This is a genomic window from Rhodococcus sp. ACS1 (genome assembly GCF_002300155.1).
GTDB lineage: Bacteria > Actinomycetota > Actinomycetes > Mycobacteriales > Mycobacteriaceae > Rhodococcus_F > Rhodococcus_F koreensis.
In genome coordinates, this window is record NZ_NSDZ01000007.1 from 546,575 (window position 1) to 565,831 (window position 19,257).

Annotated in this window: 15 protein-coding genes and 3 pseudogenes; 10 read left to right on the plus strand and 8 right to left on the minus strand. The window is 65.0% G+C overall.

Annotated elements, in window-relative coordinates; all coding sequences use genetic code 11:
* Positions 1 to 25: 25 nt before the first annotated feature.
* A complete protein-coding gene (locus CJ179_RS33950) occupies positions 26 to 1,381 on the plus strand; it encodes a wax ester/triacylglycerol synthase domain-containing protein (protein WP_095864289.1) in 1,356 nt (451 codons plus the stop codon).
* On the opposite strand, the gene CJ179_RS33955 is transcribed toward CJ179_RS33950, so the two are convergent.
* Both CJ179_RS33955 and CJ179_RS33960 read right to left on the minus strand, forming a co-directional pair.
* On the minus strand, positions 1,371 to 1,976 hold the full coding sequence (locus CJ179_RS33955) for a hypothetical protein (RefSeq protein WP_072950024.1): 606 nt from the start codon (positions 1,974 to 1,976) through the stop codon (positions 1,371 to 1,373). The genes CJ179_RS33950 and CJ179_RS33955 overlap by 11 nt on opposite strands.
* A 64-nt stretch (positions 1,977 to 2,040) precedes the next feature.
* Positions 2,041 to 2,922, minus strand: a complete 882-nt coding sequence (locus CJ179_RS33960) for a universal stress protein (protein WP_072950022.1) — start codon at positions 2,920 to 2,922, stop codon at positions 2,041 to 2,043.
* Positions 2,923 to 3,313: 391 nt separating this feature from the next.
* Here CJ179_RS33960 and CJ179_RS33965 point away from each other — a divergent pair, with 391 nt between their 5' ends.
* The gene (locus tag CJ179_RS33965; RefSeq protein ID WP_072950020.1) at positions 3,314 to 3,496 is read left to right on the plus strand and encodes a hypothetical protein; all 183 of its coding nucleotides are present in this window, start codon (positions 3,314 to 3,316) and stop codon (positions 3,494 to 3,496) included.
* A 74-nt stretch (positions 3,497 to 3,570) separates the two neighbouring features.
* Here CJ179_RS33965 and CJ179_RS53120 read toward each other — a convergent pair.
* Positions 3,571 to 3,720: pseudogene (locus CJ179_RS53120) on the minus strand (universal stress protein); the annotation flags it as partial.
* Positions 3,721 to 4,272: 552 nt separating this feature from the next.
* Between CJ179_RS53120 and CJ179_RS33975 the strand changes: the two are divergent.
* A pseudogene (locus CJ179_RS33975) lies at positions 4,273 to 4,946 on the plus strand (response regulator transcription factor).
* Here the strand turns inward: CJ179_RS33975 and CJ179_RS33980 are convergent.
* Together CJ179_RS33980 and CJ179_RS33985 are read right to left on the minus strand one after the other, a co-directional pair.
* Positions 4,922 to 6,340 carry a cell wall metabolism sensor histidine kinase WalK gene (locus tag CJ179_RS33980; protein WP_083396000.1) on the minus strand — a complete coding sequence of 473 codons (1,419 nt, stop codon included), beginning with the start codon at positions 6,338 to 6,340 and terminating at the stop codon, positions 4,922 to 4,924. The pseudogene CJ179_RS33975 and the gene CJ179_RS33980 sit on opposite strands and share 25 nt — an antisense overlap.
* Positions 6,341 to 6,608: 268 nt before the next feature.
* Positions 6,609 to 7,082: a DUF2231 domain-containing protein gene (locus CJ179_RS33985; RefSeq protein WP_095864290.1), complete on the minus strand. Its 474-nt coding sequence runs from the start codon at positions 7,080 to 7,082 to the stop codon at positions 6,609 to 6,611.
* Between the two features lie 533 nt (positions 7,083 to 7,615).
* On the opposite strand from CJ179_RS33985, the gene CJ179_RS51590 reads away from it, so the two are divergent.
* Positions 7,616 to 7,771 carry a DUF6131 family protein gene (locus CJ179_RS51590; protein ID WP_095864291.1) on the plus strand — a complete coding sequence of 52 codons (156 nt, stop codon included), beginning with the start codon at positions 7,616 to 7,618 and terminating at the stop codon, positions 7,769 to 7,771.
* A gap of 171 nt (positions 7,772 to 7,942) precedes the next feature.
* Complete coding sequence (locus tag CJ179_RS33995; protein ID WP_072950014.1) at positions 7,943 to 8,218, plus strand: hypothetical protein; 276 nt, start codon at positions 7,943 to 7,945, stop codon at positions 8,216 to 8,218.
* Positions 8,219 to 8,314: 96 nt separating this feature from the next.
* Here CJ179_RS33995 and CJ179_RS34000 read toward each other — a convergent pair whose 3' ends face one another.
* The gene (locus CJ179_RS34000; RefSeq protein WP_257015913.1) at positions 8,315 to 9,916 is read right to left on the minus strand and encodes a condensation domain-containing protein; all 1,602 of its coding nucleotides are present in this window, start codon (positions 9,914 to 9,916) and stop codon (positions 8,315 to 8,317) included.
* Here CJ179_RS34000 and CJ179_RS34005 point away from each other — a divergent pair.
* A protein-coding gene (locus CJ179_RS34005; RefSeq protein ID WP_373560169.1) for an IS5 family transposase occupies positions 9,903 to 10,779 on the plus strand; the annotation gives its coding sequence in 2 pieces (ribosomal slippage) (positions 9,903 to 10,247 and positions 10,249 to 10,779; 876 coding nt in all). The two genes, CJ179_RS34000 and CJ179_RS34005, sit on opposite strands and share 14 nt — an antisense overlap.
* On the opposite strand, the gene CJ179_RS34010 is transcribed toward CJ179_RS34005, so the two are convergent.
* The gene (locus tag CJ179_RS34010) at positions 10,761 to 13,775 is read right to left on the minus strand and encodes an amino acid adenylation domain-containing protein (RefSeq protein WP_095864293.1); all 3,015 of its coding nucleotides are present in this window, start codon (positions 13,773 to 13,775) and stop codon (positions 10,761 to 10,763) included. The two genes, CJ179_RS34005 and CJ179_RS34010, sit on opposite strands and share 19 nt — an antisense overlap.
* Positions 13,772 to 14,473, minus strand: coding sequence for a HemK2/MTQ2 family protein methyltransferase (locus CJ179_RS34015; protein ID WP_095864294.1), 702 nt, complete (start codon positions 14,471 to 14,473; stop codon positions 13,772 to 13,774). Before CJ179_RS34015 ends, CJ179_RS34010 begins: the two co-directional genes overlap by 4 nt.
* 575 nt (positions 14,474 to 15,048) lie before the next feature.
* Between CJ179_RS34015 and CJ179_RS34020 the strand changes: the two are divergent.
* The 4 genes and pseudogenes from CJ179_RS34020 to CJ179_RS34035 all read left to right on the plus strand — a co-directional run.
* Positions 15,049 to 15,983 (plus strand): annotated as a pseudogene (locus CJ179_RS34020) (IS3 family transposase); the annotation flags it as partial.
* Between the two features lie 138 nt (positions 15,984 to 16,121).
* Positions 16,122 to 17,330, plus strand: a complete 1,209-nt coding sequence (locus tag CJ179_RS34025) for a site-specific integrase (protein WP_072951713.1) — start codon at positions 16,122 to 16,124, stop codon at positions 17,328 to 17,330.
* The gene (locus CJ179_RS34030; protein WP_072951715.1) at positions 17,327 to 18,283 is read left to right on the plus strand and encodes a tyrosine-type recombinase/integrase; all 957 of its coding nucleotides are present in this window, start codon (positions 17,327 to 17,329) and stop codon (positions 18,281 to 18,283) included. The genes CJ179_RS34025 and CJ179_RS34030 overlap by 4 nt, the downstream gene beginning before the upstream one ends.
* Positions 18,280 to 19,179 (plus strand): tyrosine-type recombinase/integrase, encoded by a 900-nt coding sequence (locus tag CJ179_RS34035; RefSeq protein ID WP_244163946.1) that lies wholly within the window; start codon positions 18,280 to 18,282, stop codon positions 19,177 to 19,179. The genes CJ179_RS34030 and CJ179_RS34035 overlap by 4 nt, the downstream gene beginning before the upstream one ends.
* Positions 19,180 to 19,257 lie beyond the last annotated feature (78 nt).

Genomic DNA, 19,257 nt, shown 5'->3' on the forward strand with positions numbered 1-19,257 from the left:
TCGACCCACCGTCGATGAGGAGCATATGGTGCCTGACCCCTCACCCGTTCACCGGTCTTCCCGGCATCACAGTGTCGATCGCATCGGCCCAGGCGATGTGATCGAGCTCGTCTCGGATGTCGGACCGGTGCCCCTGAATGTCGGCGCGATACTCTTCGTGGCCGCTGAGAACGGCGTGGACATTTCTGCCGTCGAGGCCACGTTCACGCAGCGGATCGAAGAGATTCGACGCTTGCGGCAGCGTCTGGTCAGGGCGCCGTGGGGCTTGGGCCGACCGTATTGGGTCGACGACGACAGATTCGAGGTCGGGGTCCATGTGTCCCGGGTGCACTGCCCGAGCCCGGGGGATCGTGACACTGCCCTCGCCTGCGCTGTGGACGCGGTTACCAGGCCGTTGCCGTGGACGCGGCCATTGTGGCGGTCGGCGATCATCACCGATCTCGTCGGTGGTCAGATCGGTCTGGTGATGGTGATGCACCATGTCCTGGCCGACGGAATCGGCGGCCTCGCCGTCCTCGCGCGCCTCGTCGACGGCACGGACGCGACGGAGCCGCCACACGGTGTCGCAGCCCCGTCTTCGGCGCCCCGACCGAGTGACCTCCTGTACGACTGCGTTGCCGAACGCCTCGACACGCTGCGCCGACTACCGGGCGCCGTCGCACGTATGCGGGGTGGCTGGTCGGAACTCGGCCGCGGCCGCGGCAGGCGTGCACCGAGGTGTTCCCTGAATGTCGCCACCGGCTTCCGCCGCAAGGTGGTGTCCCTCGACGTCCACCTCGACGAGGTGCGGGCAGTAGGCCATCGGCTGGGGGCCACCGTCAACGATGTCCTATTAGTCGCCGCCACAGGGGCTTTGGCCGCACTTCTGCGTGAGAGAAACGAGTTCCCCCTGGAGTTGGTGGTTTCGGTGCCCGTCTCAGCCCGGCGATCGACGACAAGTGGGCACCTGGGAAACCGGGTCGGTGTGATGCCGGTCCGCGTACCGCTCGCAGGAACCTTCGACGAGCGGCTCACCATCGTTGCAGGTCGTACCCGCGCCCAGAAGACCCGAACCCGCGGTACCTCCTCGGCGTTGATCGGACCTATCCTTCGGCTCCTGGCCGCCGTACGGTTGTTTCGGTGGTTCCTCGACCGTCAGCAACTCGTCAACTCGTTTCTGACCGACCTGGCCGGCCCACCCCGACAACTCGCCATCGCTGAAACCCCGATCACAAGCATCGTGCCGATTACCGCCACTGCGGGGAACATCGGCGCCGCCTTTGCGGCACTGTCCTACGCAGACACCCTGACGGTCACGATCATTGTCGACCCCGATGTCGTGCCGGAGATTCACACCCTCGCCGAGGCTCTGCAACAACAATTCCGGACGGCTACCGAATGACTGCAGAGGCAACCTCGGCCTCATCACGGATCAGTCGCAGTAGCGGCCCGCTCATCGCCGTGACGAATGGACCCACGACCGTCCAATACCTGCGAAACGTCCGCCGCGCCCCTGCATCGGTGCCGTGGACTCGGACCTCGGTGGCCAGGATGGACGTACGAGTGTCGTATGCCAGAGCCGTGAAACTCCAAGCACCGATACCATATCCGGGAAGGGAGAACGTGCGGAAGTCTTCCGGCTCCCACTCGACGCGACCGTAGCCTTTCTCCCACCAGCGTCCGATGAACCCGAGTACGATCGCGTGTTCGGGCTCCTCCGCAAGAAGATGGAACCCGCCGTCGGGTTCCAGCAGTTGGTCGAAACGAAACTGCGACCCGCTCGGGACGTGTGCACACCGGCGTGAACGGAGTGCGTCGATCGCGATACGGGCTCGGTTCGGCAACGCGACCACAGGCGACTGGAAGAAGTCGACGCTGCGGATGGCTGAGAAGATCTCCGAGGCAGATGCATATATGACTTGCGTGCGGAGAATGCGTTGTTCATACGTCGGCAGCTGGGCTTCGATCAGACTCGAGGTGAGACCGGAGTCGTCCACCACGATGGACCTCCTGGAGGTAGTTTCGAGGCCGAATCACACCCCGCTGTCTCGACAGATATAGCTATCGAACGATGAGGAGTGGGCAGACGACCGAATGCATCAACGCCCTACTGGTCGACCCAAGCAGCATACTGGAAAATCCCCCTCTCCCTCGACTCCCGACAACGAGAAGTTGCGCGTGTTCGGCTTGCTCACGCAGGTGTCGGATGGGCCGATCCCTGACCACGATGGTGCGCACCTTCACGTCCGGGAAGTTATCCGCGTAGCCGGCGAGATTCTCGGACAACAACGCGGTTTCGTTGGCCGCATCCCGCTCCCACTCGGCATCGGTGCCGCCGTCCAAGGAGAGTTCCAGAACAATATCGGACCATGCGTGGACGGCAACGAGTTCCGACTGCCGCTGAGCTGCTTCCTCGAAGGCCATCGAGATAGCTGGTTCGCTGTGTTGAGTACCGTCGACGCCGACAACAACCGGTCTGGGGTGGCCGTTTATGTCGCGATCGGGTATTCCGCGGATCACGGCCACCGGGCATGTGGCGTGGGTAGCCACCGCCGAACTGACCGATCCCAGGACGGTGCGTTCGATGATTCCCCGTCGGTTGGCACCGACCACGAGCATCGAAGCATCGGCGGACCGTGCAAGTAGTTCACCGGCGGGAGTTCCGGTGCAGAGTGTGGTGACGATCTCAATGTTGTGGCCGGGCACTGCATCACGGGCGGCCTGCGCCGCACGGTTTAACCTCTCCTGACCGTCGCGTTCTTCGTCTTGGAAAAAGCTGGCGGGCATGCCGATCGGGACTCCGTACGTGCCCGGAACGAACGCCGTCGTGATCAGCGACAGGGGCGTGGCGCGGAGCGCGGCTTCCCTGGCCGCCCACGAAACAGCCTGCAACGATGATGGTGAGCCGTCGATTCCTACGACGATCGGGCGGTGGCCGGACATGGTGCACTCCTCGGGGTTGCTGGCGCCGAATTTCTGCCTTTGGTACTCATCGTTGCGGCCCGCGTGTGACCCCCGTAGGGGAGAAGGTCACAAGCCCGACGACCAAGGACTTGGGTGTCTCGGAACGGGCGGCTCGCGACCCGCGATTCCGCAAGCCGTGCGTCAGCAAAGCGGCAGCCCGGGAGGTGACCAAGGGCTCTGGCACCGCAGACCGGCGGTGACGACACTGAGACAATGGATGCAATCGCACCCCGCGAGATCACATATACCGGGTATCGGCCCGGCGGTATCCGGTTGATCGGGATTCATTCCGACATTTCCGAGAACGGACGGAATCCTTCGCGACCGTCGGCGGTCGCCGGCGGACCGTTCTCGGGGAAGGGATCGGACTGTGAGTGATCGCAACACCGGTGCTGCGGGAGGTGGGGCGATCTACGCCCTGGGCATCTTCGGAGCCTGGGTGTGGTTCTGGCAGCAGGCGGACGCGTTCTGGGACTACGTCCTCGCGATCGTCCAGGGGCTACTGTGGCCGGCCTGGATGGTCTACGACGTCTTCAAGACCCTCGCCGGCTGAGCGTTCCGGTCGAACGGCCACTCGGACGGCAGGAGCGAACCAGAGCTTGGTGACGAAGGTTTGAGGCCGGCGCTCGGTACACCACGCGCGCCGGGGACGAACACGGTGGTGGCCAACGTGAGCGGCGTCCTCCGCAGCGCAGCTTCCTCCGCCGCGCACACCACGGCCTGCAAGGACGACTGCGATCCGTCGACTCCGACTACGATCGGCCGGTGGTCGGTCATGATCTCGCCTCGGGTTCACGCGGATCATCCAGTCACCACAACCATCGTCGCGCAGACTTGATCGGCGCCGCAGAGGCCAAGGTCCATACTCCGCCAGCAGAACAGTCGATTCGCGCAGGCGCGCATGGTGAGCCATCTCCGTCGGCGAGCGGCGTAGCTGCACCTTCCACCGCGACCGATGGTGCTCGCGCTGGCAGGGATGCCGAGTTCGGCAGACGCCCAATGCAGCCTTGAACGATTTCGCCCAGGTCAGGGGCAAGGGGCGGCCCTGACCCAGGTGCGGACATGAACAGCATGGCTACTGTGCAGACGAAAGTGCTGGTGGTAGCGGGTGAGGGTGGCTCAGGTCGACGGACGAGTTCACCGCATTGGAGTCGTTCCGGCACTAACTCTTTCGACGAAATCTCGATGCTCAATGTCCCGTCGGCTTCGCAACTGCTTTGAGATTGCTTGCTCTGACCGGTAGTCGTTCGGGTCCGGCAGCGCGGGTGATTGCGATGAGCACCGTACCGTTGGTCTCCTGGTTGTGAAGTTGCGATGGAGGAGGCTGCGGTGCGGGTGTTGCTGGTCGAGGATGAAACCCGTCTGGCCGAGACGGTACGGCGTGGCCTGACGGCCGAGGGCTGCACCGTGCAGGTCGAACACGATGGCGTCGCCGGGTTGGCGGCTGCGTCGCGTGGCGGCTTCGACGTGGTGGTCCTCGACATCATGTTGCCCGGCAAACACGGATACGACGTAGTCCGGGAGATGCGTCAACGGCAGTTGTGGACGCCGGTCCTGATGCTGTCGGCCAAGGACGGCGAATACGACCTCGCTGATGCCTTCGACCTCGGTGCCGACGACTACTTGGTCAAACCTTTTTCGTTCGTGGTGCTGGTGGCGAGGTTGCGGGCGCTGGTGCGACGGGGGCACCGCCGCGGCCCCCGGTCCTCAGCGCTGCCGGACTCGAGTTGGACCCGGCCTCGCGGCGGGTCACCCGCGGTGAGACCCGCCTTCACCTCACGCCCCGCGAGCACAGCGTGCTCAAGTTCCTGATGCGCCACGCAGGTTCGGTCGTCACCAAACACGATATTCTGCAATCGGTTTGGGACTCCAACTACGAGGGTGACGACAACATCGTGGAAGTCTACATCGGCTATCTTCGGCGCAAGATCGATGCCCCATTCGGCACGACGAGCATCGAAACGGTCCGGGGCGTGGGCTATTCGATGCGGGCGGAGGGGTAAGTATCGTCGCCGATTGGGAGCGTGACGACGAAGTGCGCACCCCCACCGGCCCGGTCGAGGATGTCGATCGATCCATGGTGTGCGGCGACGATTTCCGCGGCGATGGCGAGCCCGAGTCCGGAACCACCGGATGCGCGGGTTCGAGGAGTGTCGAGACGGACGAACCGATCGAAGATGCGGGCCCGGTCCGTCGGGGCGATACCCGGTCCGTCGTCGCTCACCTCGATCACGGCGCCCTCCCCGCCCCTTCGGCATGTGAGGGCGATTCGGGTGCGTGCATGGCGGACGGCGTTGTCGACGAGATTGCGGACCAGCCGGGTCAGCTGCTGTGGATCGCCTGCCACCCGGATGGGGTGAACGGTGGCGGTGACTGTGACGGCCGAACGACCTCGGAGACGGGCGCGTTCGGCGAGGATCAGATCGTCGATATCGACATCGACGCGGATTCGGGATAATGAGTCTTCGTCGGCGCGCGCGAGCAGGAGGAGATCTTCGAGCAACGCATGCATCCGCCGGGCCTCGGGAAGCAACGACTCGTCCACCAGGGCGGTGTCGATCAGGTCGGGCCGGGACTGTGCGAGTTCGAGCGCGGCGGTGATGGTTGCCAGCGGGCTGCGCAGTTCGTGGGAGGCGTCGCTAACGAAGCGTTGCTGAGCAAGGTGCCCGGCCTCGAGCCGCGCGAGCATGCTGTTCATGGTGACTGCTAGATCGCCGATTTCGTCTCGCGCCGCGGGCACGGGGACCCGTTCGTCGAGTTGAGCGGTGGAGATTGCCGCCACGTGGGCGCGGATCCTCTCCACGGGGCGAAGGGCAGTGCCGATGAGTCGGTAGGTGGTGGCGGAGGCGAACCCGATGACGAGCGGGGCCCCGATCGCGAGCAGCGCCGCGACGGTGGCCAGGACACCTTCGACCAGTTCGCGGTCGGCGCCGGTGACCACGGTGACCGGCCCGTTCGGGGACGTGGTGCCGATAGCGGCCACCCAGTAATCGCGGTCGTGCCCGAAGTGGAGGTTTCCCAGGTAAGCGGACTCACCAGGTGGGAGCGGGGAGGCGAAGACCGGTGATGACGGAATCCCGACCGAGGTGGCGAGCACGTTTCCCTGGGTGTCAAGGATCTGGATGGCTCCGATCTGACCGTCGGTCGCGAGCAAGGATGCGTCGAGTTCCTGAGGCGGCTGAGTGTGGAGTTGCTCGATGATCTGGTGGGCCCGCGAGTCGGCGGCGACGCGGGCGGAGTGTTCGAGCGCGCGGTACAACACGAACAGGAGTGCACCGCTGGCCAGAAGCAGGCACACCGTGACGGCGAGGACCGCAGCCGCGGTGGACCGCACCCGCACATTCCAGCGTTGGGGGTGCAGGCTGCGGCGGTCCATGGTGTTCAGTCTGACCGACACTGCGTCCGCCGACTCGGTGTCGGAGTTCATGCGTGGCCACGGCAAGGATGGTGCGCAGCAGAGGGGACGGAATCCGGCGGTGGAGTTAGACGAAGAAGTTGGCCGTGTACACCAGTTCGCCGCCGATCCCGGCCGGGTCACCACGTCCACTGTGCGGCGGTGAAGTTGCTCACAGACAACCGACCGGAAGAACGGGTGCGGCAAGCGGGGGACCAGAACCTTCCGGCGTCGCGGTGCGGAAATCCGCCGGTTCGAGTTCGGGACGGTGTCACGGCGCTGCGTTCGAGGTGGCGACATCGCCCCAGGTGGCACGCGACCCGGACTCGCCGATGCGGTAGACCTGAACCACCGTTCCCACTGCCACCGCGATCGCGAGAAGGGCAACGATCAGCGTGAGCGGCCGTGAGGGTTCCGACTTTCGTTCGCGAAGCTGGACCAGGGCGACGGCCAATGCGGCGAGCAGAAGCGCGACGGAGAAGTAGATCATGGTGTCGCCGAGTTCGGTGTGGGTGTGCACGGAAGCTGACCGGGCGACCTGTTTCTCGAGCCACTCGCCGGCGTCGGCGGTCAGCGGGGTCAGAACTGCGGTCACCGCCGCGAGCGCGAGAGCGAGCCATACCAATCGACGTCTGGCCGCGGGCCACACGCTGCACAGGACGACCAGAAGTGCGGTCAGCGGCGCCAACACCACGATGAAATGGACAAACAGTACATGGGCGGGCAACCCGCTGACAGTGGACATGATCCAAGTATTCGGGGACGACGCTGAGAAACCACTGAAGGTTCAGCTCGGACGGCCGCGACGGTGTCCATGTGCCACCGGTGTGCCTCGGGCGAAGACGTCGCGCAGGCTTGCGACGAAAAGAGCCTCCGTCGATTCGTCGAAGAGGTCGGTGGAATTCAGGATCATGCCTGCATTCGGCCGTATCGGTCAGTTCGGTGTAGCCCTAGACGATCACGCCGGTCGCGGCTTGTCCGAACCGTCTCAGGGCCAGCACCCGGGTTCCCACTGTCAAGGTTCGAGGCTTTGGCTTCTTGTCACTCTTCTCGGGCCTGTGTATCGAACCTCCGACTCACTCGGCGGTGTTTCCGGAGCACAAGCATGACCGCTCTCTGTCCGTCGAGCGGTCGATGGCGAGCAGACCAGGGGCTCGGCACTGGGGACGATCCCGCAAACGACGACGCCTGCACCGTCGTTTCCGACAACCCCTACGGGGTAATCCAGGATTACGGGGCGAACAGCCAATGGCGCACATTGGCGAAACGAGGCTGATAGTGATCATTCTCGGACTGATTCTGCTCGTGATCGGATTCGTGGCGCACATCTCGATCCTCTCGACCATCGGGATCATCCTGCTGGTCATCGGGATCATCCTCGCGCTGCTCGGCGGCACCGGCCGCGCCGTCGGCGGCCGTCGTCACTGGTTCTAGCATGCGGGACCGTGGGTGCCAGATCCGCTCCCGCGATCGGACACGCCTTTGCTGCCGCGTGCAACACAATGCGCCGTCGGAGCGATACACCCGTGGGGCGGGGCCGACAAGGGTCGACCGATCGCGTCAGCGGAGGACACCCAGCAAACAAGGAAAAGTCGAGAACCCGGTATGAATATGTTCTGGACGGTCACGGTGCTAGCTGCCACGCTGACCGTGATCGCCGCGTCTTTCGCCGCAGCGATCACCGCCGACGTGGCGTCCCGCAAGCAGCTGTCGGAACGAACCGATCAGGCGGCATCCGACCTGCAATCACGGGTGCTCACAGCCGAGTCACTGCAAGAAGGGCGGGATTGGCACCGGGACGCGATCCGGGCGTGGACGATCTGTGTTGTCGCCTCGCTCAGTGCAATCACGTTCGTCGGTGTGCTGATCATCCTGGGATGACGCCGCCGCCGGTGCGTGGAGGCTGGCGCGCATTTCACCCTGCCGGCAGAGTAGGTCATCGACGCCGGTCCATGGGATGTCCTCTGCTGTTTGACCTCAGTATCCCCGTCGATCGGTTTGGCTAAGGGATGTTCGGGTACCGCGGTGTGCCCGGGCGAGGACGTCGCGCAGTCCTTTCACGAAGTTAGTGATCGTCGATTCGTCGAAGAGTTCGGTGGAGTACAGGATTTCGGCGTCGATGCCGCCTGGTGCGCCGGTGTCATCGCGGCGTTCGGTGAAGTAGAAGTGCAGATCGCACTTGGCGACGTCGAGCGGGCGTGGGGTGATCTCGATGTTTGCTCCGTCGATGTCGACCTCGGCGGCGGTGAAGTTCTCCAGCGACAGCGCGACCTGGAAGAACGGGTGCAGAGACGGCGACCGCGGGGGGTCGAGGATTTCGACCAGCCGCTCGAATTGCAATTCCGTATGCGCGAAGGCCCGTAGCTCACACTCGCGCGCCGCGGCCACCACCTCGTGGAAGGTCATGTTCGGTGTGACCCGGGTGCGCAGGACCACCGTGTTGACGAACATTCCCACCACGTGATCGAGGTGGGGATGTCCGCGTCCGGCGATCGGTGCTCCGATGGCGATGTCGGTGTGGCCGCTCACTCGGGCGAGCAGGATCGACACCGCCGCCCGCAGTGTCGTGAACAGGGTGGCGTGATGGATGTGCGCTGATGCGAGTAGTGCGGTGTGCACGGTGGGGTCGAGGGAGAAGGCCAGACGTGCGGCCCGGTAGGACCAGCGCGTCGGTCGTGGGCGGTCACAGGGCAAGTGCAGATCGCCGCGCAATCCTGCCAGTTCGGTTTCCCAGAAGTCGATCTGCGTCGACGCGCTGCTGGCGGGGTCGTGCTCGTCCCCCAACACGGCGTGTCGCCACACGGTGTAGTCCGCGTACTCCACCGCACGAGCCGGCCACTGCGGCGCCGTACCGGACGCCCTCGCGGCGTAGGCCAGGGTGAGGTCGCCGGCGAGGGTGGCAAACGACCACCCATCGACGCTGATGTGGTGGAACACGCAGGCGATCAGGTGCTCGTTCCGGCCGTGCTCGAACACCCGGATTCGCAGCGGCGGTTGGGCGCGAACATCGAAGGGGTCCGCAAGGACGGCATCGATGACGGCGGCGTCCTCCCGCGGGGTCGGTGTCAGATCGGGAAAGGCGTCGGCGACGTCGAGCAGGTGTTGGTAGGGGCCGGCCGGTCCGTCGGGGTAGATGGTTCGCAGCGCACGGTGGCGTTCGAGCACGTCCCCCACGGCCTGTTCGAACGCGGCGCGGTCGAACCGGCCACGGACCCGGATTGTGCACGGAATACTGTACAGGGCTGGCGCGGTGGCGGTTCGGTCGATATGGGCCTGGGCTGGGGCGAGCGGGATCTTCTCGGGTAGCTCGATCTGACCGAGTCTCGGTCGGGCGTCGTCAGGGGATGGCTCCTCGATCCGTGCTGCCAGCGCAGCAACCGTGGGGGCGTCGAAGACGTCGCGAACCCCGAGCCCGGTGCCCCACCGATCATTGATCCGTGCCACTACCCTTGTCGCGGAAAGGGAATCGCCGCCGAGGTCGAAGAAGGAGTGGTCTGCACCGATCCCGGCTGCGCCTAGAGCGTGTCTGCCAAATATTGGTGGTTGGATGCTCGAGACTGTCCCTGTGTTGCGTGCCAACGAGATTTCCGATGCCCTGTGGGCTGTGATCGAACCCGTCCTTCCTTCTCTGGCGGGACGGAGGGGACGTCCGTGGAACGATCATCGGTTGACGCTGGAGGGAATCGTCTGGCGATTCCGTACCGGGTCACCGTGGCGCGATCTGCCCGAATGCTTCGGCCCGTGGCAGTCGATCTGGGAGCGTCATCGCCGCTGGTCGGACGACGGCACCTACGTGCGGATGTTCGCCGCGGTGCGGGCGGCGGCCCCCGAACGAGAAGGACAGCTCGAACGTCTGCTGTCGATCGACTCCACCATCGTCCGCGCCCACCAGCACTCCGCCGGCGCCCTGACCGATGCGCACACAGGGGGCTCGGTCGAATGACAAGAATCTGGCCAACGAACCCGCCGACCACGCACTCGGCCGCTCCCGCGGCGGTTTGAGCACCAAGATCCACGCTCTCACCGACACCTTGTGCTGCCCGTTGACGTTGCTGCTCTCGCCGGGACAGGCAGGTGACAACCCCTACCTGGTGCCGCTGCTCGACGCGCACCGCGTCCACGACACCGAAGCGTTCCGGCTGCTGGCCGACAAGGCGTACTCGCACCCGAGCACCCGAAAGAAACTGCGGGAACGCAGAATCTCGCACACCATCCCCGAACGCCGCGACCAGATCCGACGTCGCAAGGCGAAAGGATCGGCCGGGGGTCGACCGCCGGCATTCGATAAGGACCGGTACCGCGAACGCAATACCGTCGAGCGGGGCTTCGGGCGTCTGAAGCAGTGGCGTGGCATCGCCACTCGCTACGACAAGTACGCCACCACCTATCTCGGTGGCGTACTCCTCGCCGCCTTCGTCATCCATCACCGCGTCCGCAAATAGCAGACACGCTCTAGTACGTCGGCGAACACCTCGGCGACATCGCGCTCCGCCGGGGTGCCGGGATTTCGGTGGGGAACGGGTCCGCCGAGGTCGGGCTCCGGCAGCGCCGCGCGATCCAGTTTTCCGGTCGGGGTGAGAGGAACCGATTCGACGATCGTGATGGCCGCGGGAACCATGTAGTTCGGAAGGAATCGGTGTGCTCGCGCGCGGAGGGCGTCAATGTCGACGGTGGCCGCCTCCGCGGCGGCGACGTAGGCCGCGAGGACGGGATCACCGGCTGGTGACCGGTGCACCACGGTGGCGGCGAACGTTACAGTGGGATCGCCGGACAGGACTGTGTCGATTTCGCCGAGTTCGATCCGCAGGCCCCGAATCTTGACCTGATCGTCTGCCCGGCCGAGGAATTCGAGTTCGTGTTCGATCGTCCAGCGGGCCTGGTCGCCGCTGCGGAACATGCGGGAGCCGGGTTCGCCGAGAGGGTCGGCGACGAATTTCGTCGCGGTCAGGGCGGGTCGTTCGTGATAGCCGCGGGCCAGGGCGGGCCCGGCCAAGTACAGCTCACCGGCGGCGCCGGCGGGCAACGGGTGCAGATTCTGGTCGAGGACCGCGGCGCGGACACCGCGCATCGGCGGGCCGAGCGTGATGGGCGACTGCGGCTGCAGCGGTTCGGTGAGGGTGACACTGCACGTCGTTTCGGTGGGGCCGTAGGCGTTGCGCATCGCCCGTCCGCCGGCCCACCGTCGAACGAGCGTCGGCGGGCACGGTTCGCCGCCGACGAGCACCAACTCGACCGTGTCGAGGTCGTCCGGGTCGACGGTGGCCAGCGCGGACGGTGTCGCGAGCAGGTGCGTCACACGGTTCTCGCGCAGGTATGCGGCGAGTTCCTGCCCGCCGAACGCGGTGGCCGGGGCAATCACAAGGGTGGCGCCGTGGATGGCGGCCGCCAGCACTTCGACGAGGGCGGTGTCGAACGTTGGTGATGCGAGATGCAGGACGCGGGAGGTCGAGGTGACATCGTACTTGTCGCGAATTTCCTGCGCGAGGTTCGCGAGACCGGTGTGGGTGACGACGACGCCTTTCGGCGTGCCGGTGGAGCCGGAGGTGTAGATGAGATACGCCGGGTGAGCGGTGTGCAGCGCCGCAGTGCGTTCGCCGTCACCGATGGGACCCGATTTCGTTGCCCGGCACTGGTCGTCGGCCGCCAGGTTGTCGAGTGGCAGCCAGTGCACCGCCTCCGGGAGGCGCGGTCGCGATTGCGATTGCGATTGCGGCATCGTCAGGCCGAGGGCGGCGCCGGAATCGGCGAGTGTGAACGCGATGCGGTCGGTGGGGTGAGAGGGATCGATCGGGACGTATGCGGCGCCGGTCTTGGCGACCGCCCACAGCGCCACCATCGATTCGGCGGACCGCGGGAGGGCGACCGCGACGGGGGTTTCGGGGCCGGCGCCGCGGGCGATGAGGGCACGAGCTACCCGGTTGGACCATCGGTCCAGTGCCCCGTAGGTCAGCGCCCGATCCGGGGTGCGCAACGCCACCGCGTCGGGTGACCGTACCGCTGCCGTGGTGAGCAGTTGGTCGAGTGTGGTGGGCGGGCGATCTGCGGCGCCTCGTGCCGGTGCGCAGTCGGTGCGCTCGCCGGGATGGAAGAGGTTCAGGTCCGCGACCGCGGTCGACGGGTCTGCGGTGGTGAACGTGCGCAGGAACGCCATGAATCGTCGGTGGTGCGCGGTCAGTTCCGCTTCGCCGTACACGGCACTGTTGCCTTCGAAGTCGATCCGCGGCACTGACTCTGCTGATCCGGGGTAGATGTTGACCGACAGGTCGGCGGTCGGCCCGGTGGAGAGCACGTGCACCGATCCGGCGACGTCGCCGAGGGAGATCTGCTGTGTGAACATCATCAGATTGATCACCGGGCCGAACTGTGCCGGATCGTGTGAACCTGTACCGAGGTCGCGGCCGATGTCCTCCCGGCGGTACCGCTGGCGCCGCAGGGCGGCCGTGAGAGCGGCCTGGGTGTTGCGCAGTAGTGTTTCGACCGTGCCGGTTCGGACCTTCCGAAGTCGTAGCGGCAGCACGTTCGACACCGATCCGGCGGAATGGCGCAGCAGCGCAGAGGTTCTCGCGGAAACCGGCAGGGTCAGCAGGATGTCGTCGGAGCCGGTCATGAGTGCGAGGAAGGCAGCGAACGCCGCAATGATCTCCGCCGCCGATCGCAGGCCACCCTGGTTGAAGCGGGCGCCGTCACGGCGTGCGACAGGGGCGCCGACCCGGTGCGAGGCGACGCCGGGTGGGGCGCTTCCACCGCCGAGTGATGCCGGGTGCGGTAGATCGGTGATCTCGCCGAGCCAGAAGGACCGATCGCGCTCTCGGCGCGTGGACCGCGCGTAACGCAGGTCCTCGCCGAGCAGTTGGCGGGCAGTGACCGCGGAACGCTCGGGTGGTTCACGCCCCTCAACGGCCGCGACGTACAGTTCCGCGGTCCGGCTGATCAACTGCATCGCTCCGTAGCCGTCGAGAGCGATGTGGTGGGCCCGCGAGTACCAGTAGGTGTTCTCGTCGGAAAGTCGCAGGATGGATGAGCGCACCAGGTGGTCATCGTGGATGTCGAACGCACTTTCGGTGTCGGCTCGCATCCATTCGGCCGCCGCCTCCACCGGATTGTGCGCGTCCCGCAGGTCGTGGACCGCAACGGGCACGGTCACCGCCTCGGTGGCCAGCAGTCGGGGCTCCTCGTCGCCAGTCACCAGTCGGACCGACCCGACGCCGAGTTCGCGATGAGCGCGTTGGGTAGCGGCAGTCAGCAGCGGAAGATCCACGTGACCGTGAAGTTCTATGTACTGGGCGATGGCGAAAGGTACGTCAGGGGAAAGGAGTTGGGCGAACCAGATCGCCTTCTGCGCGGCCGTCAGCGGAAGGAACTGCCGCGTGCTGCGCACTGCCTTGGTGGCCGCTTCTGTCCGTTCGCCGGCACGACAGTTGGTGTGGGGCGGCGTCATTTGACCGCCCGGATGACGACGAGTTCCTCGGTGGTTTGACCGGTCGTGATGAGGCCGCGCGTTTCGAGCATGGTCCGGCGTGATGACAGGACCGGTCCGAAGTGGATCTCGAAGCGTGCGGCGATGTCGATGCTCAGCCCCTGGTCCTCGAGTCGGCTCCGGGTCTGCTCGATCCCACTGAGCGAGGACTGGGTGAGCAGCAGGACTCCGCCTGAGGCGAGGACCGCGGGGGCCTCGGCACAGATGCGATCGAGCAGGGCCCGCCCGTTCCGTCCGGCGTCCCACGCGCGTTGCGGTCCCCGGTTCGGAAGTGTGTCGTCTTGGGCGGGGACATAGGGCGGATTGGAGATCACCAGGTCGAACTGCTCTCCTTTGACGGGGGCAGTGAGGTCTCCGTAGAGCACCCGGATTGAGTCCCGGTGCATTGTGGCATTGATCCAGGTGCTAAAGACTGCACGGCGTGACAGATCGACTGCGGTCACGTGGCCCGCACCGAGAGCGGCGGCCTGAAGACTCAGGCGACCTATTCCGGTGCACAGGTCCAGCACCTGCGATGTCGGTCCGAGATCTTCCGATGCCAGTGCTCGTGCGAGAAGCTCCGTGTCGGCCTGGGGCGGGTAGACACCGGGTAGACACCGGGCAGCCGCAACAGCATCTAGGACTCCTCCGCGCGGTTCCGAGACGACAACGCCTCGCAGTAGACGGTACGGTGTGGCATCAAAGCGTGCGCCATGAGCGAGGTCTCTTCGCTCGGCATCGTTGACCTGACGAGGAACGCCACCTCGTCCGGCGGGCGTGCCGTCTCGTCACACTCCCGTGCCGCCCCCACCAGCGGACCACACGCACCACTGCAACGCAGTCCGGTTCCACCATGAGGCTATTCATGTGATCGAGTGTCACTGATGAACTCCCAGCACGAGACAGGCTCTCAGCGTTCTTTCAGCTTCGGCGCCGACGGATATGGAAAAGGTGCAGCTCAGTAGCCGCCCTGTTGTGCTCGAGCGTCAGGGCAGGCCCTGAGGGGGGTGAGGCCTCGCCGCCACCCGATCTCGGTCGACGCCGATGGTGTGAGAGTCATCGTGGCCGCCGCGACGGCTCCTGCAAGATGGTGAGGGGTCGGTCAGGAACTGGTGCAGGCGATATCATGGGCGAAGGTCATCGCGTGGCCTTGTCTCGTGCGATTGTGGAAGATCACTCGAAGTCGGGGGTTCCCCCTCGAGTGTGGACATCGTGAACACTGGATCGTGAAGGTCCAGAGGAAGAGATGTCACTGATGGTCATGAAGGCGTACTCGGCGGAGTTCAAGGCCGATGCCGTCGCGTTGTACCTGTCCGATCCGAGCCACACGTTCGAGGGCATCGGCAACGACCTGGGAGTCAGCCGCGAGACCCTGCGCAACTGGGTGCGGGCCGAACGCAAACGCACCGGTACCTCCACGGCCGAGCTCCGGTCCGGCGGGGCGGAGCGGGCGGTATCGCCGGGCGAGGTATCGTCCGAGTCCGTGTTGGAGGAAGAGAACAGGCAGCTCAAGGCCCAAATCCGGAAGCTCGAAACCGAGCGGGAGATCCTGCGGAGGGCAGCAAAGTATTTCGCGGGCGAGACGTCTTGGTGAGCAGCCACTTCCAATTCGTTGACGACCACTGCGACACCTTTCCGGTGAAGTGGCTGTGCCAGATTCTCGAGGTCTCCCGCTCGGGTTTCTACCGGTGGCGGGCCTCCGGACCGGCCCGGGCCGCCCGCGCCCACTCCGATCAGGAGCTGGCCGAGCGGATCCGCGCCATCCATGCCGATTCCGACGGCACCTACGGTGCCCCGCGGGTGACCGCTGAACTGCGCGATGCCGGGATCGAGGTCAATCACAAGCGGGTCGAGCGGGTGATGCGTGAGCACGGGATCGTCGGGGTGCATCTGCGCAAACCGGTCCGCACCACTATCCCCGCCCCGGATGCGGCGGCGGTGCCGGACCTGATTCGGCGGGATTTCACCGCGAGCGCCCCGAACACCAAATACGTCGGCGACATCACCTACCTCCCGGTGGGTGACGGTGAATTTCTGTATCTGGCGACGGTGCTGGACCTGGGCTCGCGCCGGTTGGCGGGGTGGTCGATCGCCGATCACATGCGTACCGAGTTGGTCACCGATGCGTTGCGGGCGGCGGCGGCCTGTCGCGGCGCCGCAGGGCTCGATGGGGCAATTTTCCACTCCGATTATGCCGAGGTTCTCGTTAAGCCGAGGAATTGTGAGTCTGTCTGAGCTGCTTAGATGTTATGAATATTCCTTCGGTTTAACGAATGCTCACCTGGCTTACGTTTGTCGTGTCCATGCCCCTATGGGAAGGAGACGGCGATGGATACGACGATCACCAGGATCGGTGCGGTTGTTGTTGCCGAGTTGCGTTCGGTCGGCTACATGGAATCGACGATAGGGCAGTACGGAAAGTCCATCAAGGCGCTCACCGAATATGCGAGGCGACGCGGCGCAAATGTCTACACGCCAGCGTTGGGTGCCGGCTTCGCGTCGATGACGACCAGCCCGCGCACGGGACGGTTCAGCGCGCAACGCAGGTTCGACTACCAACGACTGGTGGCCCTGTTCGACTCCTACGTGACCACCGGACGGGTCGACCTGTCGATGCGTAGTCGCGGCGGTGGTGGTCCGCGGCCGACATCGGGTAAGTTTGTGGTGCTTACTGATTCGTGGGAATCGGACATGGCTGAACGCGGTTTGGCTGCGGCAACGCGTGAGGCCTATGGCCGGATGTCCCGCAGCTACCTGTGCTTTCTCGAATCGAGAGGGACCGTCGATCTCGATGATGCCGACGGTGGCACCGTTTTGGAGTTCCTGGGTTCGTTGTCACCGAGGTGGGCGAAAACGTCGCTGTTCTGTGCGGTGTCGAACCTTCGCCCGTTCCTGACCTTCCTGGGCCGGGAAGATCTGATCGACGCGGTCAATCTGGCGGGAGTGAAACGACCCCATCCGATAGTGCCGGTCCTCGATGACGACGATCATCGGCGGATCATCGCCGCGTGCACGTCCGGCGGCGTGGGCGTTCGCGATGCCGCAATCACCTTGCTGGCACTGTCGACCGGGCTTCGGGCTTGCGACATCATTGCGTTGCGACTGGGCGATATCGACTGGCAGGGGCAGACGATCCGGCTCGTGCAGCAAAAGACGGGCAATCCGCTCACCGTCCCGCTGATCGACGTTCTCACCTCGATGCTCGCCGACTATGTTGTGCACGAGCGGCCCGAAACACAAGACGATCACCTGTTCGTGCGCCGGGTGGCGCCGCATGTTCGGCTTCGTGATCACGCCTCGATCCACCGGGTGACTGCGGCGGTGTTCACCGCTGCCGAGGTGACCGATGTCAAGGGTGGAACCCGTCTTCTGCGGCATAACGCCGCGTCTCGGATGCTGCGGGCCGCGACCCCGTTGCCTACCATCGCCGCGGTGCTCGGTCACGCCAGCGAGGAATCGACCAAGCAGTACATGAATATCGATGACGAACGGCTGCTCCGGTGCGTGCTGCCGGTGCCGCAAAGCGCACGGCCATGAACGGCCACGGATTCACCAGCGTGTTCGCTATGCAGTTGGCCGAGTACATCGAGTTCAAAAGAGCTATGGGCTTCGACGGTTCCTCGCGGATCTGGTATCTGAAGAAGTTCGACTCTTATTGCGCCGAGCACGCGCGGACCTCATTCGACCAGGAGACCGTCGAGGCTTGGGTGACAGCGCAATTGGCCACCTCAGGTCGGTACCGGTCGTGGATGTCATACATCCGCGACCTCGGCCGCTTTCTGCGCGCCAATGGGAACACAGACGCCTACGTACTCTCCGACAGATGGAAGGCCGCGGTCGTGCCCGCCCGTCCCTACCTGCTCACTGCCGAGGAGATCGACGCGTTCTTCACCGCCGCGGTACGGCTGAACACGGCATCGCCGTGGCGGTGGCAGGCGAGCGCATTCTTCACTCTGATGCACTCGTCGGGGCTGCGCACCTGCGAGGTCCGCCGCTTGCTGGTCGAGCAGGTGGACCTGCCGGGCCGGCACATCGACGTGATCTGGTCCAAAGGCAGACGCAGCCGCAGACTGCCGATCACCAGCGATGTCGCCGACGTGCTGGCCGCGTGCGACGACGCCTCGAGATCGACTATTGGTGCCGGGCGGGAAACGTTCTTCACCTCCTCGACCGGTCATCCGGTCACCGCCGCTACGGTCGGGGTGATGTTCAACCGGATCTGGGACGGCGCCGGCCTGCCGCGACCGGCGAGCGGACAGCGTCCCCGGCCCTACGATTTCCGGCACTATTTCGCCTACGCCAACATCGAACGATGGATGGCCGACGGCATCGACGTCGGCGCGATGTTGCCTTATCTGTCGACCTACATGGGTCACGCAACGGTCGAGTCGACCTACTACTACATTCACACCTCGCCCGACTTCATGGACGCCTACGGGCACCTCACCGATGGCGCCGGCTCGCTGCTCCCGGAGGTCGGATTCGAATGAAACACAACACCACAACCGGTGCGCCGGACTTCTACACATTCGCGCGTGGCTTCCTGCACACATACATGCCCACAGTCCGCAGACTCTCACCGAAAACAGTCGAGGCCTATCGGATCAGCTTGGAATGCTTCCTTACCTTCCTCACTGACCACGAACACATCGACCGCGCACGTGTCAGCTTCGATCACTTCGACCGAACACATCTGAAAGCTTGGATGATCTGGCTCGCCGACGACAAACAATATTCAGCGCGGACCGTCACCCTGCGGATCAGCGCCGTCAAGGCGTTTCTCGCCTATGCCGCCGCCGAGGACGTCAGCCTCATGGCACTGAACCAGGCGGCACGAACCCTCAAGGCGCCTGCAGCCCCGAAAATACCGATCGAATATCTCACCGAAAACCAGACGCGTGCCATCCTGGCCGCATTCACCGGGCGCACCGCAAAATCACGCCGCAACCGGATGCTCCTGATCCTGCTCTACGACACCGCCGCCCGGGTCAGCGAAATCACCACTCTCACACTGGCCGACCTGTCGCTGACCAAGCCAGGGCACCTCACGCTCACCGGGAAACGTGACAAGACCCGAATCGTGCCCCTGACCGACAAGACGATCGAGCACCTACGCGTCTATCAGAAAGAATTCCACCCGAACACCGCGAGCCAGCCCGCGACCCGTCCGCTGTTCTACAGCTTCCGCGACGGCCATCCCGTCGCCCTATCGGCCGACACCATCGCGGCAGTCCTCAAACAAGCCGCAGAGACCGCCCGAACAACCTGCCCCACAATGCCGGCCAGGATCCACTGCCACATGCTGCGCAAAACCAAGGCCATGGACCTCTACCAGAAAACGTCTCGACAACCGCGGCCTTCTACGCATTCGCCACCATCGACATGATGCGCGCCGCCATCGACGCCGCCACCCCAACACCCGGCGACCCCGCCGAACACCACCTCACCGAAGACACACTGCAGG